Consider the following 15789-nt stretch of genomic DNA (forward strand, 5'->3'; position numbering starts at 1 on the left):
GTCGATCCCAATCTGCGCATCAAGGACAGTTCCATGGTGGCCGAGGCGGTACGCCGGCGCATCCAGGAGGAAATCCCCCACGCCCGCGACATCCGCCTGTTCGTCAGCCCGGCGCCCGCCGCCGCGGCACGGGCCTGAGTGAGAGAGGGAACGGCCCGCGCCAAGGGCGGCGGGCCGTTATAATTCCATCGGAGAAGGTTCAGACCCGGCGGGGACGGGCGGCGGCGGATCCATAGATCAGACCGGCCATCAAGCCGACGGCGACGGCGGCCCCCAGCGGCCCACCGGCCAGGGCGCCCAGACCGACACCAGCCATCTTGCCCATGGTCAGGAAGCCCGCGGCCTTGGCGGTTCCTGCCGCCACGGCGCCACCGGCACCGGCGACGGTGGAACGAACGACCGTGCGGGACCCGGCGGAAGAAGAGAAGGTAGCGGCTTGACGGCTCATCGGGCATCCCCTCGGCTGTGATTGCGAACAACTCGCATCCATAGGAAGCCGCAATTGCCACTCATTGTCAATGGATATTCGCATCGCCCCCGATGAGCCGCGCGGATTGCCGTGCCGCTTGGGGGGAGGGAGAGGTGACGCCCGCCTCAGTCGGCGGTTTCGTTGGCGGCCAGCGGAACTCCGAACAGCTCCAGGCGGTGGCCCACGACCCGGTAGCCGTAGCGCGTGGCGATTTCCTTTTGCAGGGATTCGATCTCCTCGCTGGAGAATTCGATGACCTTGCCGGTTTTCAGGTCGATCAGGTGATCGTGGTGATCACCGTCAGCTTCTTCGTAGCGGGCGCGGCCGTCGCCGAAATCATGCCGCTTCAAGATGGCGGTTTCCTCGAACAGCCGCACGGTGCGATAGACCGTGGCGATGCTGATATGGGGATCGATCTCGGCCGCCCGGCGGTAAACTTCCTCCACATCCGGATGGTCGGAGGACTCGGACAGGACGCGGGCGATGACCCGGCGCTGGCCGGTCATCTTCATGTTCTTGTCGATGCAACGTTGTTCGATTCGAGAAATCATGGCCGTCTCATCCGATTTTTCCTGCCGGTTCAGCCGGAACGGTACCATCAAGGGAGAGGTTGGCAAAGCGCGAGAGCGCAACCGCGCGTTTCGCTGCCGTCGCGGTCATATAGCGTCCTGCTGTGCGGAGCCGGGGGCGGTCAGCGAGCCGATGATCTGGCATTGGGCGACCACCTGTCCGCAGCAATTCTTCATCTTCCGCAATTCGTCGCGCAAAAGGGTGAGGTCGGCAATTTTGCGTTCCACCTCGTCAAGATGGAGGAGAACCATCTGATCGGCGCCTTCGCACGGGGAATCGGGTCGTTCGGCCAGAGTCAGCAGGGCACGGATGGAATCGATGGAAAAGCCCAGATCGCGGCCCCGGCGAATGAAGCGGAGCCGCTGAATATGGTGGTCCTCATATTGCCGAAATCCGCCCTGGCTTCGTGCCGGCGGCGGCAGCATCCCGATCTTCTCGTAGTAGCGGATGGTTTCGATGTTGACGCCGGTCTGCCGGCTGAGGCCGCCGATATTGAAGGGCTGAAGCGTCATGATTTTCCGTTGACTCTGTAGTGGCTCCAGGGTCCATGCTCCACTTGAATCGGGTGATTGTCCAGCGCGATCACGGGCCGCGTCGAAGGAGTTCGGGTCATGTCGGAAGCCAAATCTTGCTGCACCAGCAAATGTTGCGGCGGGGGCGCGTCAGCGGCTCTTCCCACTGCGGCGCTCCAGCCGCCTCGGCCGGGTAAGTCCCGGGCCTTCCGCATCACCGGCATGTGCTGCGTCGAGGAGATGCGGACGCTGAAGGCGGCCGTCGGCCCGCTGGCCGGAGGGGACGAGCGCCTGAGCTTCGATCTGCTCAACGGCAAGATGATTGTCCGGGCCGATATCGACGCCGACGCGGTGATCGCCGCCGTTTCGCGCACGGGAATGAGGGCGGAGCCGTGGGAACGCACCAGCGTGGCCGAGCGCGACAAGGCCAATTCCTCGCGCCGGTTGCTTCAGGCGGTTCTGGCGGGGCTCAGCGGCGGCGCCGCGCTGCTGGGGCTGATTCTCGACCAGGCGGTCAAAGTGCCGCTCCCCGCCCAGATCGCCGAGGCCGTGGCCGTGGCGGTGGGCTTGTGGATGGTGCTGCCCAAGGCACTGCATGCCTTTCGCTCGCTGCGGCCGGACATGAATTTGTTGATGAGTGTCGCGGTCTTCGGTGCCATGGCACTGGGGGACTGGATGGAGGCGGCTACCGTTTCGGCGCTGTTCGCGCTGTCCCTGGCGCTGGAGAGCTGGAGCGCCGAGCGCGCTCGCCGGGCTATCGCCTCGCTGATGGAACTCACCCCGCCCATGGCGCGGGTAAAGGGAACCGACGGAGCCGAATCCCTGGCGGCGCCAGAGGATGTACCCGTGGGGGCCGTCTTCGTCGTGCTGCCGGGTGAACGCATTCCCCTGGACGGCCGCGTCCTGGTGGGCGAAAGCATGGTGGATCAGGCGCCGATCACCGGGGAAAGCGTGCCGGTGCTGAAAAGCGTGGGCACGGAGGTTTTCGCGGGCACCATCAATGCCGACGGCGTCTTGGAGGTGCAAAACCTTAAACCGGCCGGTGAAACCACCCTGGCCAAGGTGGCCCGGCTGGTGGAGGAGGCCCAGGGCAAGCGATCCAAGGTGGAGCGCTGGGTCGATCGCTTCGCCGCGATCTATACCCCCGTCGTCCTGGCCGGTGCCGTGGCGGTGGCGGTGCTGCCGCCGCTGGCGCTCGGCCTGGACTGGTCCGAATGGATCTACCGCTCCTTGGTGTTGCTGGTCATTTCATGCCCCTGCGCCCTGGTGATCTCGACGCCGCTGACGGTGGTGGCCGCCATGGCCTCGGCGGCGCGGGCCGGTGTGCTGGTCAAGGGCGGGGAATATCTTGAAACGGCGTCGCGGCTGTCCGCCATCGCCTTCGACAAGACGGGAACCGTGACTTTGGGCCGCCCCGGTGTCGAACGGGTGATGGCGCTGGACGGCGGCGACGAGGGCCGCATCTTGCGGCTTGCGGCGGCGCTGGAGGCGCGCAGCACCCACCCGCTGGGCCGGGCCATCCTCGATCACGCCGCCGCCGGGGGCATTGCTCCGCCTCCGGCTGAATCCGTCCAGTCCCTGCCCGGCAAGGGGATGTGCGGGGTCGTCGACGGCGAGGCGGTGTGGCTGGGCTCCCATCGTTACGCGATGGAGCGGGGTGCCGAGACGCCTGCCGTGCGCGAGGCGGCCCTGGCCTTGGCGGAAGGGGGGCGGTCGGTGGTGGCGGTGGGGGATGCCGCCGGGGTACGCGGGCTGATCGCCCTGTCCGATCCCATTCGTCCGGAAGCCGCGACGGCGCTGGCGGGCCTACGCCGGGCCGGGGTGGGCAAACTGATCATGCTGACCGGAGACAACGCCGCCACCGGCGAGCGGGTGGCCGCTGCCCTGGGCTTCGATCTCGTCCTGGCGGAACTGCTGCCCGAGGACAAAAGCGAGGCCATGGACGATCTCGCCCGGCAATTCGGAACCGTCGCCATGGTGGGAGACGGAGTCAACGACGCCCCCGCCATGGCCCGGTCGTCCCTGGGCATCGCCATGGGGGCCGCCGGAACCGATACCGCCATCGAAACCTCGGATCTGGCGCTGATGTCCGACGATCTGACCCGGTTGGCCTGGCTCATCGGCCATTCCCGCCGGATGATGACGGTCATCCGCCAGAATATCGGTTTCGCCATCACCCTGAAGGCGGTGTTCATGGTGCTGGCGATTTTGGACATCGCGACCCTGTGGGGAGCCATCGCGGCGGATATGGGAGCGGCCCTTCTGGTGGCCTTCAATGGATTGCGCTTGCTGAAGGCCGGCGCTACTCAGAGGTCCGAGGACGGCATGGGTTTATCCTCGTCGTCGAATACCTTGAAACAGAGGCTTGCCTAGGGATGGAGGGGCGATCATGCATGTACACAATCTGTCGTCATGGCAACACAGCCACCATTTCCAATCGGGCCTGGAAGCATCCGCCGAACGCCGGACCAAGATCGTGGTGGCTCTGACCATCGCCATGATGGTGGCCGAGATCGCGGCTGGCACGATCTTCAACTCCATGGCACTGCTGGCCGACGGCTGGCATATGTCCACCCATGCAGGCGCCTTGGGAATCGCCGCCTTCGCCTATGCCTTCGCCCGCAGTCACGCCGACGACCAGCGCTTTACCTTCGGCACCGGCAAGGTCGGGACGCTGGGCGGCTTTACCAGCGCCATTATCCTTTGCATGGTGGCGCTGCTGATGGTGTGGGAATCGGCAAACCGCCTGATGACGGTCCAAGCCATCGCCTTCGACGAGGCCCTGATGGTCGCCGTCATTGGGTTGGTCGTCAACGTGGTCAGCGCCGGGATCTTGGGCGGACACGGCCTCGGCGACGACCATGATCACTGCGGCCACCACCACGATCACGACCATCATCGCGACCATCACGACCACAATCTCCAGGCCGCCTATATCCATGTCCTGGCAGACGTCCTCACCTCGGTGTTGGCCATCGCCGCCCTGCTGCTGGGGAAATATCTGGGGTGGTGGTGGATGGATCCCATGATGGGATTGGTCGGGGCCGCCGTCATCGGCAAATGGGCCTGGGGCTTGCTGCGCAAGACCGGTTCGGTCTTGCTGGATCACAGCGACGACCGGGAGCTGCCGGAGGAAGTCCGCGCCGCCATCGAGGGCGATGCCGACAACCGGCTGTCCGATCTTCATCTCTGGCAGATCGGGCCGGGCCATTGGGGGGCCATCGTCTCACTGGTGACCCGCACCCCGCGCGAGCCGGGCCATTACAAGACGCTGCTGGCCGAGGTTCACGAACTCAGCCATGTCACGGTGGAGGTCCATCCCTGCGACGGGGCGTCTTGCGGCTAAAGCGGTTTGCGCTTTATCTGGCGCAAACCGCTTTGGCGAGCATTGAGCGAGCGGCCAAGCAAACCGTAGGTTTGCGCCCGGCGAGGGCATACATAAGATTAAAGCCTTTTGCGTCACATTCGACGTAAAAGGCTTTAGGGGGGGCTTCCCGATCGGCTTATGGCAATCGGCCTTGATCCGGCTTGCCGCGGGGGCGGGCGGTGCTGTGGTCCGGCTATGATTTCCGGGAAAAGGGGATGAAATCAGGATGTGGGCCATTCCGACATACCTTCTGGCCGCTTTCGCCGAGATCGGCGGTTGCTTCGCGTTCTGGGCCTGGCTCCGGCTGGGCAAATCGCCCTTCTGGCTGGCTCCGGGGATGGCCAGTCTGGCCCTGTTCGCCTGGGCCTTGACCCGGGTCGATGCCGATTTCGCCGGTCGCGCCTATGCGGCCTATGGCGGCATCTACATTTTGTCGTCGTTGGTGTGGATGTGGGCGGTGGAAGAGAGCCCGCCGGACCGGTGGGACGTTCTGGGCGCCGCCTTCTGCCTGGCGGGCGCCCTGGTGATTATTTTCGCCCCCCGCGGCGAGTGATGCCGTAATCGGCCGCAGGGCGGCGGGGGGGGGGGGGCGTCAGGCGATTCCGGTGGCTACCACCGAAACCCGCATCTTGCCGGCCAGGGCGTCGTCGAAGGTGGATCCGAAAATGATGTTGGCCTCGGCGGCCACTTCCTCGCGGATGCGGTTGGCGGCCGAGTCCACCTCGAACAAGGTCATGTCCATGCCGCCGGTGATGTTGATCAGGACGCCCTTGGCCCCCTTTATGGAGGTGTCGCCCAGCAGCGGGTTGGAGATGGCGGCCTCGGCGGCGTCGATCGCGCGCTTTTCGCCGGCGGCCTCGCCGGTGCCCATGATGGCCTTGCCCATTTCGCTCATGACGATGCGGATATCGGCGAAATCCAGGTTGATCAGGCCGGGCATCACCACCAGATCGGTGACGCTGCGCACCCCGGAATTGAGCACGCCGTCGGCCATCTTGAAGGCGTCGGCGAAGGTGGTGCGCTCGGTGGCGACGCGGAACAGGTTCTGATTGGGGATGATGATCAGGGTATCGAGCTCTTCTTGCAGGGCTTCAATGCCGAGATCGGCGGTGTGCATGCGGTGCTTGCCTTCGAAGTGGAACGGCTTGGTCACCACGCCGATGGTAAGGATCCCCTGTTCGCGGGCGGCCCTGGCGATGACCGGTGCCGCGCCCGACCCGGTGCCGCCGCCCATGCCGGCGGTGATGAACACCATATGGGCGTCGCCGATCAGGTCTTGGATGTCTTCGAGACTTTCTTCCGCGGCGGCGCGGCCCACGTCCGGGCGCGAACCGGCGCCCAATCCCTGGGTAACCCGGCCGCCGAGTTGGATGCGTCGCTCGGTCAGGCTCAGCCCCAGCGCCTGGGCGTCCGTATTGGCGACGATGAATTCCACGCCCTCGATCTTGGACTGGATCATGTTGTTGACGGCGTTGCCGCCGGCTCCGCCGACGCCGATCACCACTATTCTCGGACGGACTATCGTCATCGCACCATCACCGCCGATAAGACATGCGCCGCGTGTCCAGCCTCATCAGCCGATCCGCAGGGCGCGCAGCACGTTCCCGCCCCGCCACTGGTGAAAGCGATACCACAGCAAAACGATGACGGCCGCCGCATAGACATAGGGTTCGCCGTTTTCGTGATTGGCGGCAAGGATGAAGTGGAGCGCCACCAGGGCGTTGATCACATAAGTAGCACTGTGCAGTTTCTTCCAGCGCTTGCCGCCGATCCGCTTGATCTGGCTGTTGGCCGAGGTGAAGGCCAGTGGAATCAGCAGCGCGAACGCCACCAGACCGAGCAAGATGAACGGCCGCTTGTAGATGTCGCCCATCATGTCGCCCAGATTGAGCGCCCATTCCAAGGCGATATAGGCCAAGACGTGCATCACCGCGTAGAAAAAGGCGAACAGCCCGATCATGCGCCGGTATTTGGCCAGGGTCTTGATGCCGGTGATTTCCTGGACCGGACGCATGGCCAGGGAAATAATCAAGAAGGTGAAGGCCCAATCGCCGAGATAGCGGTTGACGAAGCCGACGGGGGCCTCGCCCAGGGACCCGTTGGAGATATAGCCCTCGATGACGCTGCGTCCCACCAGCCAGACGAAGGGCAACGCGGCGGTCAGGAACACTAGCGGCTTCCAATCCACGGTGCGGGCCGATTTCAGATGATGGTCGCAGGTTTCGTCGATGCCGTTGGCCAGCAGCCAGGCGGCGTAAAGGGTCACCAGCATCTTGCCCGTTCCCATCAAGATGAACGGGGCGCGGGGGCCGAGGGCGTCGAAATAATAGCCGCCGCTTTGGACCAGCATGACGGTTCCCAGGCCGCCGACCAGATAACCGGCTCCCACCATGGCCCCCAGGATCGGCTTGGGCGAGGCGTCCACGGTCAGAACCTGAAGGGTCACGAAACATCCCGCATGGCCGATTCCCACCATCAGCAGCGGCAGCGCCACCAGCCAGTTGAAGGGATTGGCGAACATGCCCAGCCAGATATAGCCCAGCGCCGCCAGGGACAGGCTGGCGCCGATGGCGGAAATGCGGCTGTGCCGTTCTATGAAGCTGCGCCATAGCGGCACCGCCGCCAGCACCGCCAGCCCCAGCAGGCCGATCATCACGGCGGCATGGGCGGTGGCGAAGGTGCGGGTCACCCCCACCAGATCGGAAACGGAAATGCACCACAGCGAGAAGAACAGGCTGAGGATGATCACGTCGGCGCGGGTGTAGAAGGCGGCGGCGAAGGCCAGCTGCATGCGCGGATCGCTGGTGATCACCGTCCAGACCTGCCGCAGCGGATGTTCGTCGTCTCCCGAGGCCGGCTGGGGCGGGGCCACGTCCCGCAGATTGCGCCGTGTCAGCTGGAAACCGGCGATTCCGGCCAGCAGCGGCAGGCACATGATGAGGAAGACGCCGCCGGGATAATCGGCCATCTGCATGACGATGGCGGCCAGCATGGTGCCGCCGAACACCATCATGAAGACCAGATTCCCCATGAGGCGCGGCCGGTTGGCGCGCGACGACACATCGCCCACCAGGGTGGACAGCTGCAACTGGACGGTATCGGCGCCCACGGTCAGCAGTACCCGGGTCAGATAGAACAGCACCAGACCGGCGGCGCCGAAGGCCAGTCCTACCTGAAGGCTGAGCAGCGATACCGCCGCGCCGACCACGGCGATCAGGAAGCCCAGGGCGATGATCCGCACCCGGCCGATGCGATCGGACAGCAGGCCGAACCAGCCCACACAGACGATGGAGACGATTTCCGCCACCACCTGGATATCGGCGTTGACGGCGCCTTCCTTTTCGAAGGCGATGCCGAAGATCTTGTCCAGCAGCAGGGGCTGGATGGAAATGGACAGCGCCGCCATCAGGGCGCCCACGGTCATCAGCAGATAGATGATGTTCCATTGGGTGGGGGCGAAGTCGGCCGCCGTCGTCCCCTTGGCCGGAGCCTCAGCGTTCCTCGGCATCCATGCCTCCCGCATTCGCCCAAAGGCCGTTGAGGTGATTGTCGCGCAAGGCGCAGATTTCGCCGTTGGCCATGACGCTCATGGCGTAATCCAGTCCTGCGGCGGCTTGGGTCGGATCGCGGAAGGCGGTGCCCTTGACGAACATGCCGGGACGAACCACGCAGCCCTCGGCCTGCAGATACCAGCGCGGGGCCAGGTCGATCCAGATGGGCGGATTGATGCCGTCGTTGATCTGGATGTAGATGTCGCCCCAGACCGAGCGGGCTCCGGCTCCGGCGATGCTCACGACCTTGCCCTGATAGCGGAAGGGCACCATCCGTTCGTGGGCTTCGTTGCCCAGGGGGACGGCGGCGGGGGCCGGAGCCACCGCCAGGGCCACGCTCACCGCCTCGGGCAGGGGCATGCCCGGTGTGACCGCAGCCGGAAGCGGCGCCGCCTTGGCGCCCTTGGCGACGCTGCCTTTCTTCACGATGGTGTGGCAGCTGGCGCAGGGCATTTTTTCGCGGCCGTCCACATGGGGCGCCGGGGTTCCCTGGACGATGGGCAGGGTTCCCGATCCCGGTCCGGTGCCGATGGCCGGGGGGGTGACGATGTGGCAGCTGGAGCAGACCATCTTCTCGCGGCCGTCGCGATGGGGGGCGGGCATTCCGGCGACGATGGGCGGGGCCAGATCGTAGGTGTGGTCCTCCCAGGGATTGGCGTTGAACACGGCGGTCAGAACCAGGGCCATGCTGAAGGCAATGCCCAGCGCCATGATCCAAACCGCGATATTGGGATGTGTAACGGCCTTACTGCTCACGGGGACTCGATCGATGGCAAAGTGTTTAACCGGTTTGTGCTTTGGCGTCGGGGGTGGCCGCTTATAAGAACGGCTCCAAACTGTCGAGGCGGAAGTTTCTCATATCCCGGTTCGGAATGGAATGACCATAGCCCATCAGTCCATGCCGGAATCGGGCGCGGTTTCCGTCCAGACGGGGCTTCCGTCGATCAGGAAGTGTTCGGCTAGGGCTTTTTCCAAGGCCCACAACTCGCCGTCCTCGAAGACGATACGGACGAGGTCGTTGGGATCGCAGGCGGCCACCAGCGAGCGGATCTCGCGGGCTTCGCGCAAGATCTTGGAAATCTGCTGGCGGACGCTTTCGGTGTCCTCGGCGCAACGGCGCAGCTGTTCCGAGCGGTTGACCGCTTCTTGGACCAAGCTGCGGAAAAAGACGTTCTTGTCGCCGGCGAAATAGGCTGTGGTCAGGGTCGAGATGAATTTCCGCGTTCCGTCCCGGTCGCCATGGGCGGCGTTCAGATGTTCGGTCAGCACCTGGGTGGCGGTCATGGACAGATCGTTGAGGGCCAGCCCCAGAACCTCGGCCAAGGCCCGCATGCGGTCGATCCGCTGCGACGGGTCGAGGCCGGGGGCCGCCGGCGCGACGGTGCGGCTTTGGGCGATCTGGGACAATTCCTGGGTGATCTCTTGCGACAGCACCCGCTGGGAGCGCAGCTCATCGACGATGCCGTCGCGGCTGTCGCGGGTCACCTGGACCAGCTGGGCGGTGGCCGAGGCCTGGGCCTCCAACTGGGCGGCCACCGCCTCGCGATGCTCGCGGAACAGCTGGGCCAGCAAGGTCATGGCCTCGTCGGTGCCGGATGCCTGCGCGGGCGCGGCAAGGGCGCGGCCCTCCTGGTTCAGCCGGATCAGCTGGGTGGTCGCTTCCACCTGGGCCTCCACCTGGGCGGCGATGGCGGCGCGATGCTCGCGGAACAGGTCGGCCAGCATGGCCACGGAGCCCTCCGACGACACATCGTTCCGGGACAGGGTGGTCACCTCGGATTTCAAGGTGTCCACGCTTTTCACGATCCGCGAGAGCATGAGAATCAGGACGGTCAGTCCGATCGGCAAGGCGATGGACAGCAGCACGATGAAGAATTCATGGGGAAGCATGGTGAAGAGATTTTTCCAACCATTGAAAATGGTCAGATAGACGATGGACAGGACAGCCCAAATGACCGCGCCGATCAAGGCCGCGCGGGAGGCGGAATTCAACTTGCCGAAGGCTGCCTTGTTAAACCCCATCAACATAAGGACATCTCCCATGATGGCCGCAATCGCCATCCCAATGCGCCGCCCCGCAGGCGTTCCCCTTATAGTAACAGCAAGGCGAACGGCGGGATACCTTCGAAACAATCCATTGATATGGGTTGGGCGTCGATGCGTCAATGACTGAAATTGCGTATGATTATCACAATCCTATGCTTCGTCAACACGATGCTGCATTGTTGAACATGGCGGTGTACATGGCGGCGGCATTATGCTATCGCCCGAAATCAGGGTTTGTCCGGTCCTTGATGGGCCGGCGACAGTGATCGGCGGGCAGGAGGCAAGCATGAGCTATTCCCAGGAAATCAGCAGGGAGTGCAAGGGAGTCTTCTTGTTCCTGGTCGATCAGTCCCGATCCATGAACAAGCCCTTCGGTCCCGATCGGTCGGGAAAGATGGTCAGCCGCGCCGAGGTGGTGGCCAATGCCTTGAACGGCACCTTGGAGGAACTGGTCAACCGCTGCATGCGCGATGAAGGCGTGCGCGATTATTTCGACATCGGGATCATCGGCTACGGCCGCACCAATCGCCCGGAATTCTGCTGGCGCGGCGGCTTGGCGGGTCGTCGGCTGGTTCCCATTCCGGAAGTGGCGGCCAAGGCCGAGATCGAGGAAGTAGAGATCGAAACCGAGATGCGCGGGCAGGTGCTGATCGAGCGCATCACCTTGTCGCGCTGGATCGATCCGGTGGGAGTGGACAGCACCCCCATGAACGCCGCGTTCGGTTTGGCCCATGCCACCTTGGCGGAATGGGTGCGCAACAATCCGGATTCGTTCCCGCCGGTGGTCATCAACATTACCGACGGCATGGCCAACGACGTCAATTCCGATGCCGAGCTTCTGGCCACGGCGCGCAAGCTGACCGGGCTGAAGACCGGCGACGGCAATGTCTTGCTCATCAACTGTCATATCGCGGGCGGCAGCGATGCATCGGTGGTGTTCCCCGCTTCGGCGGCGGAACTGCCCCGCGACCCCTATGCCAAGCTGCTGTTCGAGATGTCGAGCGAATTGTCCAATCGCCATCGCGCCGTCATCTGCGAAATCTTCGACCGTGACCCCGGCCGCACCCCTTCCATCAAGGGCATGGCTTTCAACGCCGATGCCGTGGCGCTGCTCAAGCTGCTGGATATCGGCACCCGTCAGGCCATCGGCCTGTCGGTGGCCATGGAGCCCTTCACGCCGCCGGGAATCGAGGCAGAATCCCTGATCGAGGATTCCTTCGTGCTGGAAGAACCATCCGTGCGGATCGAATATGGCGATCAAGGCTGATCCGCCCTTGATCCGGCGCGCTACCCCCATGCTCACTTGGACAGCCCAGGGCCGCTCGATCGTCAAGCCCCGCAACGACAGCTATGCCGATGGCGACAGGCTGCGGTGGCGGCAAAACGAAGACCGGCTACGGCTGGCCCGGATTCCCAACGGCCTGCTGGCCGCCGTCTCCGACGGAGCCGGAGGGGCGGGGCTGTTCTGCGGCCCCTGGGCCGAAACGCTGGTGAGCCGTCTGCCCAAGACCCCCATCGCTGGGGTGAATGCGCTGAACCAGTGGATGGACGGGTTCTGCCTGGGCTTTCGCTCGGAATATGCCGCCTTGTCCAAAGCCACTCCCGCCCGGCACAGCAAATTCATCCGGGAAGGCTCGTTCGCCACGCTGGCGGCCGGCTGGCTCGTCCATCGCCTGGGCCGGGTCCGGCTGCGATGGATGGGCTATGGCGACAGCCAGATGATGGTGTTCGACCGCACCGGCCGCCAGCCTGTCCTGGCGGCCTGTTATCCAGCCTCGTTGTCGGCGCTGGACCGTGCGCCCCTCTTGCTCAACTGGAAGGATCTGCCGCACGATTCCGGATTCCATGCCGGGGAAATGGTATTGCCGGATCGGGCGACGGTGGTGCTGGCGTCGGACGGGATCGGCCAGTATCTGCTGCTGCGGACCCTGGCCGGTCAGCCCCGCCCCGCGGCGGCGGCGGGGCTGGTGGGAGAATTCCAGCGGCTGTCTGGCACCGGCGAGAGCAAGCTTGGCAAGGCCGCCCGTGCCCATCGCGCCACGCCGGGGCCCGGCCTGTCCGCCGAGCTGACGGCCCTGCGCGATTGCCTCAAATCCGATCAAGCCTTCGCCGAGCAGGTCCGCGCCCTGTGCGGCAAGGGGCTGCTGGCCAATGACGATTGCACGTTGATCATGATCGACGTCGATCTTGCCCGGTCCCGGTGATTCGCCATGCCGTTTCCCCTGATCAACGATTACAAGGCGGCCATCGCCAACGCCAAAGGGCGTTTCGCGACCCTGGACGTCCGGCCGCATCTGGATGCCCGCTGCAGCCCGGTCTTCCTGGCGGGAAACTTCGCCGGGGTGTTCAAGATGGTGACCCCGGAGGGGGAGCATGTGGCGGTCAAGTGCTTCACCCGCGAAGTCTCGGATCTGCCGCGCCGCTATGCCGCCGTGGCCAAGTTCTGCCGGACCGCCCAATGCCCCTATGTGGTGCCCCTGCGGTTTCTTCCGGCGGAGGTCTTCGTGACCTCCAGCGTCGCCCCCCATGCCGATTACGCGGTGGTGACCATGCCCTGGGTCGATGGTCGGGGCCTGGGGGCCGTCGTCCAGATCCTGTGTCAGCGGGAAAACGCTCCCGCCCTGGCCGGATTGACCCGGGCGTGGAGTCGTCTGTGCCTGGATTTGCTGCAACGGGGCGTCGCCCATGGCGATCTGAAGCACGACAACGTCCTGGTCGGACAGGACGGCGCCCTGAAGCTGATCGACTATGATTCCATGTATCTGCCGGAGTTGAAGGGGCTGGCCTCGACCATACTGGGGGGCGTCAATTTCCAGCACCCCCGGCGTGAGGTCCGGCATTTCGACGGGACCATCGACCATTTTTCCATGCTGGTGATTTTGCTGTCCCTGCGGGCCTTGACCTTCCAGCCCGATTTGCTGAAGCGTCATCACAACGGCGAGAATCTCGTCCTGACCAAAAGCGATTTCACCCGGCCGGACAGTTCGGATCTGTTGCGGCAATGGGCGCTCAGCCCGGACTTCCATGTCCGCGACTGGACGGAACATCTGATCAAGGCTGCCAAGGCTCCTATGATCAGGATCACCGCCATGGAAGCCCTATTGAAGGCGGCGGCAAAAGTCGAGGCCGTTCCGGCCAAGCCACCCACCAAACGACTTCTCTCATTTTTTTCCTGAGGGCGCAGCAGCCATTGGATTTGACCGGATCGACGAGGGTCTGCTAGTCATAACCTCGGTCGCCGACAAATGCCTGAGCCGTCGGTAAGCCCTCAAGCATGGTCGGGGCCGCCGCCTTGTCGGAGGTTTTGCTAGGCGTTAGCAGCAATTTCACCGGCAATCCACGCACGTCCACGATGGTATGGATTTTGGTGCTCAGTCCTCCACGAGAACGGCTGATGGCGATATCCGTGCCCCCTTTTTACCCCCAGCGGCATGCTGCTGGGCGGGGCACGACCTCCCACATAGAGTCTTGTCAGGAGGGGGGGATCTGCGCTATTGAAGATGCGAGCTAATCGCACTATTTAATTGCGCTGGGTATTCCAATGAAGAAGATTGCCAGTTTGTCGAACGTTTTGGCTGGAGCCCTTGTCCTTCCCTCCCTCGTCCTTGCCGTATTACCTGCCGTTGCAGATGAAGTCACTCCTGAGGTAGAAAAGGGGTTCTGGGATCGTGAGAAGCTGACCGGCGATTGGGGGGGGATTCGCACGGATCTGGCCGACAGGGGCGTCGAGTTGACCGCTACCTACACCGCAGAAACCCTTGGCAATCCCTCGGGCGGCATCAAGCGGCGCGCTGTTGGCGCGGCCCTTCTGCAAGGTGATCTGGACGTCAATCTGGATAAGCTGGTTGGGTGGCAGGGCGGCAAAATCCACGCTACAGCCTTCCATATCCAGGGCCGTCAGCTGACCTCCAACTTTATCGGCGGCCTGATCCCGGTCTCCAGTGTAGAGGCTGCGCCTTCCACCCGTCTGTTCTCGCTGTGGTTCGAGCAAAGCGTGCTCGATGACAGGGCTTCCCTGCGCTTCGGTCAGATCCCCATGCAGGAGGAGTTCTTCACCAGCACCTACGCGGCCTATATGGTGAACAGCGCTTTCGGCTGGCCAGCCATCTATGCCGCCAACATGCCATCGGGCGGTGGCGGCTATCCCCTGGCTAACATGGGCACCCGCCTGAAGGTCAAGCCCACCGAAGAGATCAGCCTGATGGCCGCTGTATTCTCCGGCAACGTGGCGCCTGGCACCAATGTGGGCAACGATGCCCAGAAGCGCAATCGCAGCGGCACGGATTTCTCCTTCGGTTCTCCCCCGGTATGGTTCGGTGAGGCTGCCTATTCCATCAACCAGGACAAGGACTCGCCAGGACTGCCGGCGACTTTCAAGCTGGGAGGCTGGTATTACAACGGCCGGACTGCCGATCAGCATTTCGACAATACCGGCCGGTCCCTGGGCAGCGGCGCCAGCTCGGGCGTCGCCCGGAATCTGCATGGCAACTGGGCCGTTTACGGCATCGTCGATCACATGCTGTGGAAGCGCGAAGGCACGGTGGACAGCGGGGTCGGCGCCTTCTTCCGCACGACATACATGCCTGACGACCGCAATCAGATGTCCTATTGGCTTGATACCGGCCTGACCCTGAAGGGGACCTTCGAGGGGCGTGATGACGACATCACCGGCATCTCGTTCGCCTATGGCAAGATGAGTGACGAACTGGCGTCGCGCGATGCCGATGCTCGCCGCTTTGGCACCGCCACCGCGCCGGATCACGATTTCGAATCCGTGGTCGAGATCATGTACAGCTACGCCGTCACCCCTTGGTGGTCCGTTACCGGTTTTGGCCAGTACCTGTTCCATCCGGGCGGCACCACCACCTTGCCCGAGAACAGCTCCAAGACCATTCCCGATGCCAGCGTGCTGGGCCTCAGGACCTCTTTCAAGCTTTAGCCGTTTTCGTGCCGGCCCTGGACAGCCAAAAAATCATCCAGGGCCGCGATACCATGTTTCAGAGGAGTCGTCCCGTGGCGCAGCAGATGAATTCCGACACTCTCACCCTTGCCGACCTTCGTCCCGAGCAGCAGGGTGAGATCGTCAAGATCGAAACCGAGGACGGCGTTTTCAAGCGCCGCATGCAGTCTCTTGGCGTCGTGGCCGGTACTCCCGTCACCTTGGATCGTTCGGCCCCGTTAGGTGATCCGCGCATCTACAGCCTGATGGGCTACAGCCTGGGCCTGCGCAATGCCGAGGCCCAGCAGATCCGCATCCGCGTCAAATAATCACCC

Annotated in this window: 16 protein-coding genes; 8 read left to right on the plus strand and 8 right to left on the minus strand. The window is 64.0% G+C overall.

All coding sequences use genetic code 11. From position 1 onward, the window contains the following. Positions 1-199 precede the first annotated feature (199 nt). From CCC_RS02110 to CCC_RS02120, 3 genes are all read right to left on the minus strand, one after another. Positions 200-448 carry a hypothetical protein gene (locus tag CCC_RS02110; RefSeq protein WP_009867024.1) on the minus strand — a complete coding sequence of 83 codons (249 nt, stop codon included), beginning with the start codon at positions 446-448 and terminating at the stop codon, positions 200-202. A gap of 146 nt (positions 449-594) precedes the next feature. After that, a complete protein-coding gene (locus CCC_RS02115; RefSeq protein WP_041039563.1) occupies positions 595-1020 on the minus strand; it encodes a Fur family transcriptional regulator in 426 nt (141 codons plus the stop codon). Positions 1021-1125: 105 nt separating this feature from the next. After that, positions 1126-1551 carry a MerR family transcriptional regulator gene (locus tag CCC_RS02120; RefSeq protein WP_009867026.1) on the minus strand — a complete coding sequence of 142 codons (426 nt, stop codon included), beginning with the start codon at positions 1549-1551 and terminating at the stop codon, positions 1126-1128. A gap of 99 nt (positions 1552-1650) precedes the next feature. Here CCC_RS02120 and CCC_RS02125 point away from each other — a divergent pair, with 99 nt between their 5' ends. From CCC_RS02125 to CCC_RS02135, 3 genes are all read left to right on the plus strand, one after another. Continuing rightward, on the plus strand, positions 1651-3924 hold the full coding sequence (locus CCC_RS02125; RefSeq protein ID WP_236686274.1) for a heavy metal translocating P-type ATPase: 2274 nt from the start codon (positions 1651-1653) through the stop codon (positions 3922-3924). A gap of 16 nt (positions 3925-3940) precedes the next feature. Further along, positions 3941-4897, plus strand: a complete 957-nt coding sequence (gene dmeF, locus CCC_RS02130) for a CDF family Co(II)/Ni(II) efflux transporter DmeF (RefSeq protein WP_009869366.1) — start codon at positions 3941-3943, stop codon at positions 4895-4897. A 247-nt stretch (positions 4898-5144) separates the two neighbouring features. Next, positions 5145-5471 carry a YnfA family protein gene (locus CCC_RS02135; RefSeq protein WP_009869365.1) on the plus strand — a complete coding sequence of 109 codons (327 nt, stop codon included), beginning with the start codon at positions 5145-5147 and terminating at the stop codon, positions 5469-5471. 39 nt (positions 5472-5510) lie between these two features. On the opposite strand, the gene ftsZ is transcribed toward CCC_RS02135, so the two are convergent. The 4 genes from ftsZ to mamY all read right to left on the minus strand — a co-directional run bounded on the left by ftsZ (position 5511) and on the right by mamY (position 10497). After that, positions 5511-6446, minus strand: coding sequence for a cell division protein FtsZ (ftsZ, locus tag CCC_RS02140; protein ID WP_040475729.1), 936 nt, complete (start codon positions 6444-6446; stop codon positions 5511-5513). Between the two features lie 45 nt (positions 6447-6491). Continuing rightward, positions 6492-8426 (minus strand): magnetosome biogenesis transporter MamZ, encoded by a 1935-nt coding sequence (gene mamZ, locus CCC_RS02145; RefSeq protein ID WP_009869363.1) that lies wholly within the window; start codon positions 8424-8426, stop codon positions 6492-6494. Continuing rightward, complete coding sequence (gene mamX, locus CCC_RS02150) at positions 8410-9225, minus strand: magnetosome protein MamX (RefSeq protein ID WP_041039565.1); 816 nt, start codon at positions 9223-9225, stop codon at positions 8410-8412. Before mamX ends, mamZ begins: the two co-directional genes overlap by 17 nt. A gap of 135 nt (positions 9226-9360) precedes the next feature. Then, the gene (gene mamY / locus CCC_RS02155; protein ID WP_009869362.1) at positions 9361-10497 is read right to left on the minus strand and encodes a liposome tubulation protein MamY; all 1137 of its coding nucleotides are present in this window, start codon (positions 10495-10497) and stop codon (positions 9361-9363) included. Between the two features lie 304 nt (positions 10498-10801). Between mamY and CCC_RS02160 the strand changes: the two genes are divergently transcribed. From CCC_RS02160 to CCC_RS02170, 3 genes are read left to right on the plus strand one after another with little or no spacing between them, the layout of a single operon-like run. Then, positions 10802-11782 carry a hypothetical protein gene (locus CCC_RS02160; protein WP_041039569.1) on the plus strand — a complete coding sequence of 327 codons (981 nt, stop codon included), beginning with the start codon at positions 10802-10804 and terminating at the stop codon, positions 11780-11782. Next, positions 11766-12719 (plus strand): ABC transporter ATPase, encoded by a 954-nt coding sequence (locus CCC_RS02165; RefSeq protein WP_009869360.1) that lies wholly within the window; start codon positions 11766-11768, stop codon positions 12717-12719. The genes CCC_RS02160 and CCC_RS02165 overlap by 17 nt, the downstream gene beginning before the upstream one ends. Positions 12720-12725: 6 nt before the next feature. Beyond that, positions 12726-13691: a protein kinase domain-containing protein gene (locus tag CCC_RS02170; protein WP_009869359.1), complete on the plus strand. Its 966-nt coding sequence runs from the start codon at positions 12726-12728 to the stop codon at positions 13689-13691. Positions 13692-13734: 43 nt separating this feature from the next. Here the strand turns inward: CCC_RS02170 and CCC_RS22685 are convergent, their stop codons facing one another. Further along, positions 13735-13917: a transposase gene (locus CCC_RS22685; RefSeq protein WP_082036466.1), complete on the minus strand. Its 183-nt coding sequence runs from the start codon at positions 13915-13917 to the stop codon at positions 13735-13737. A 328-nt stretch (positions 13918-14245) separates the two neighbouring features. On the opposite strand from CCC_RS22685, the gene CCC_RS02175 reads away from it, so the two are divergent. Further along, entirely contained in the window at positions 14246-15454 is a 1209-nt protein-coding gene (locus CCC_RS02175; protein WP_009869358.1) for a carbohydrate porin, read from the plus strand. Between the two features lie 74 nt (positions 15455-15528). Further along, entirely contained in the window at positions 15529-15783 is a 255-nt protein-coding gene (locus CCC_RS02180; RefSeq protein ID WP_231920569.1) for a FeoA family protein, read from the plus strand. The last annotated feature ends 6 nt before the right edge of the window (positions 15784-15789 follow it).

The organism is Paramagnetospirillum magnetotacticum MS-1, from assembly GCF_000829825.1.
Taxonomy (GTDB): Bacteria; Pseudomonadota; Alphaproteobacteria; order Rhodospirillales; family Magnetospirillaceae; genus Phaeospirillum; species Phaeospirillum magnetotacticum.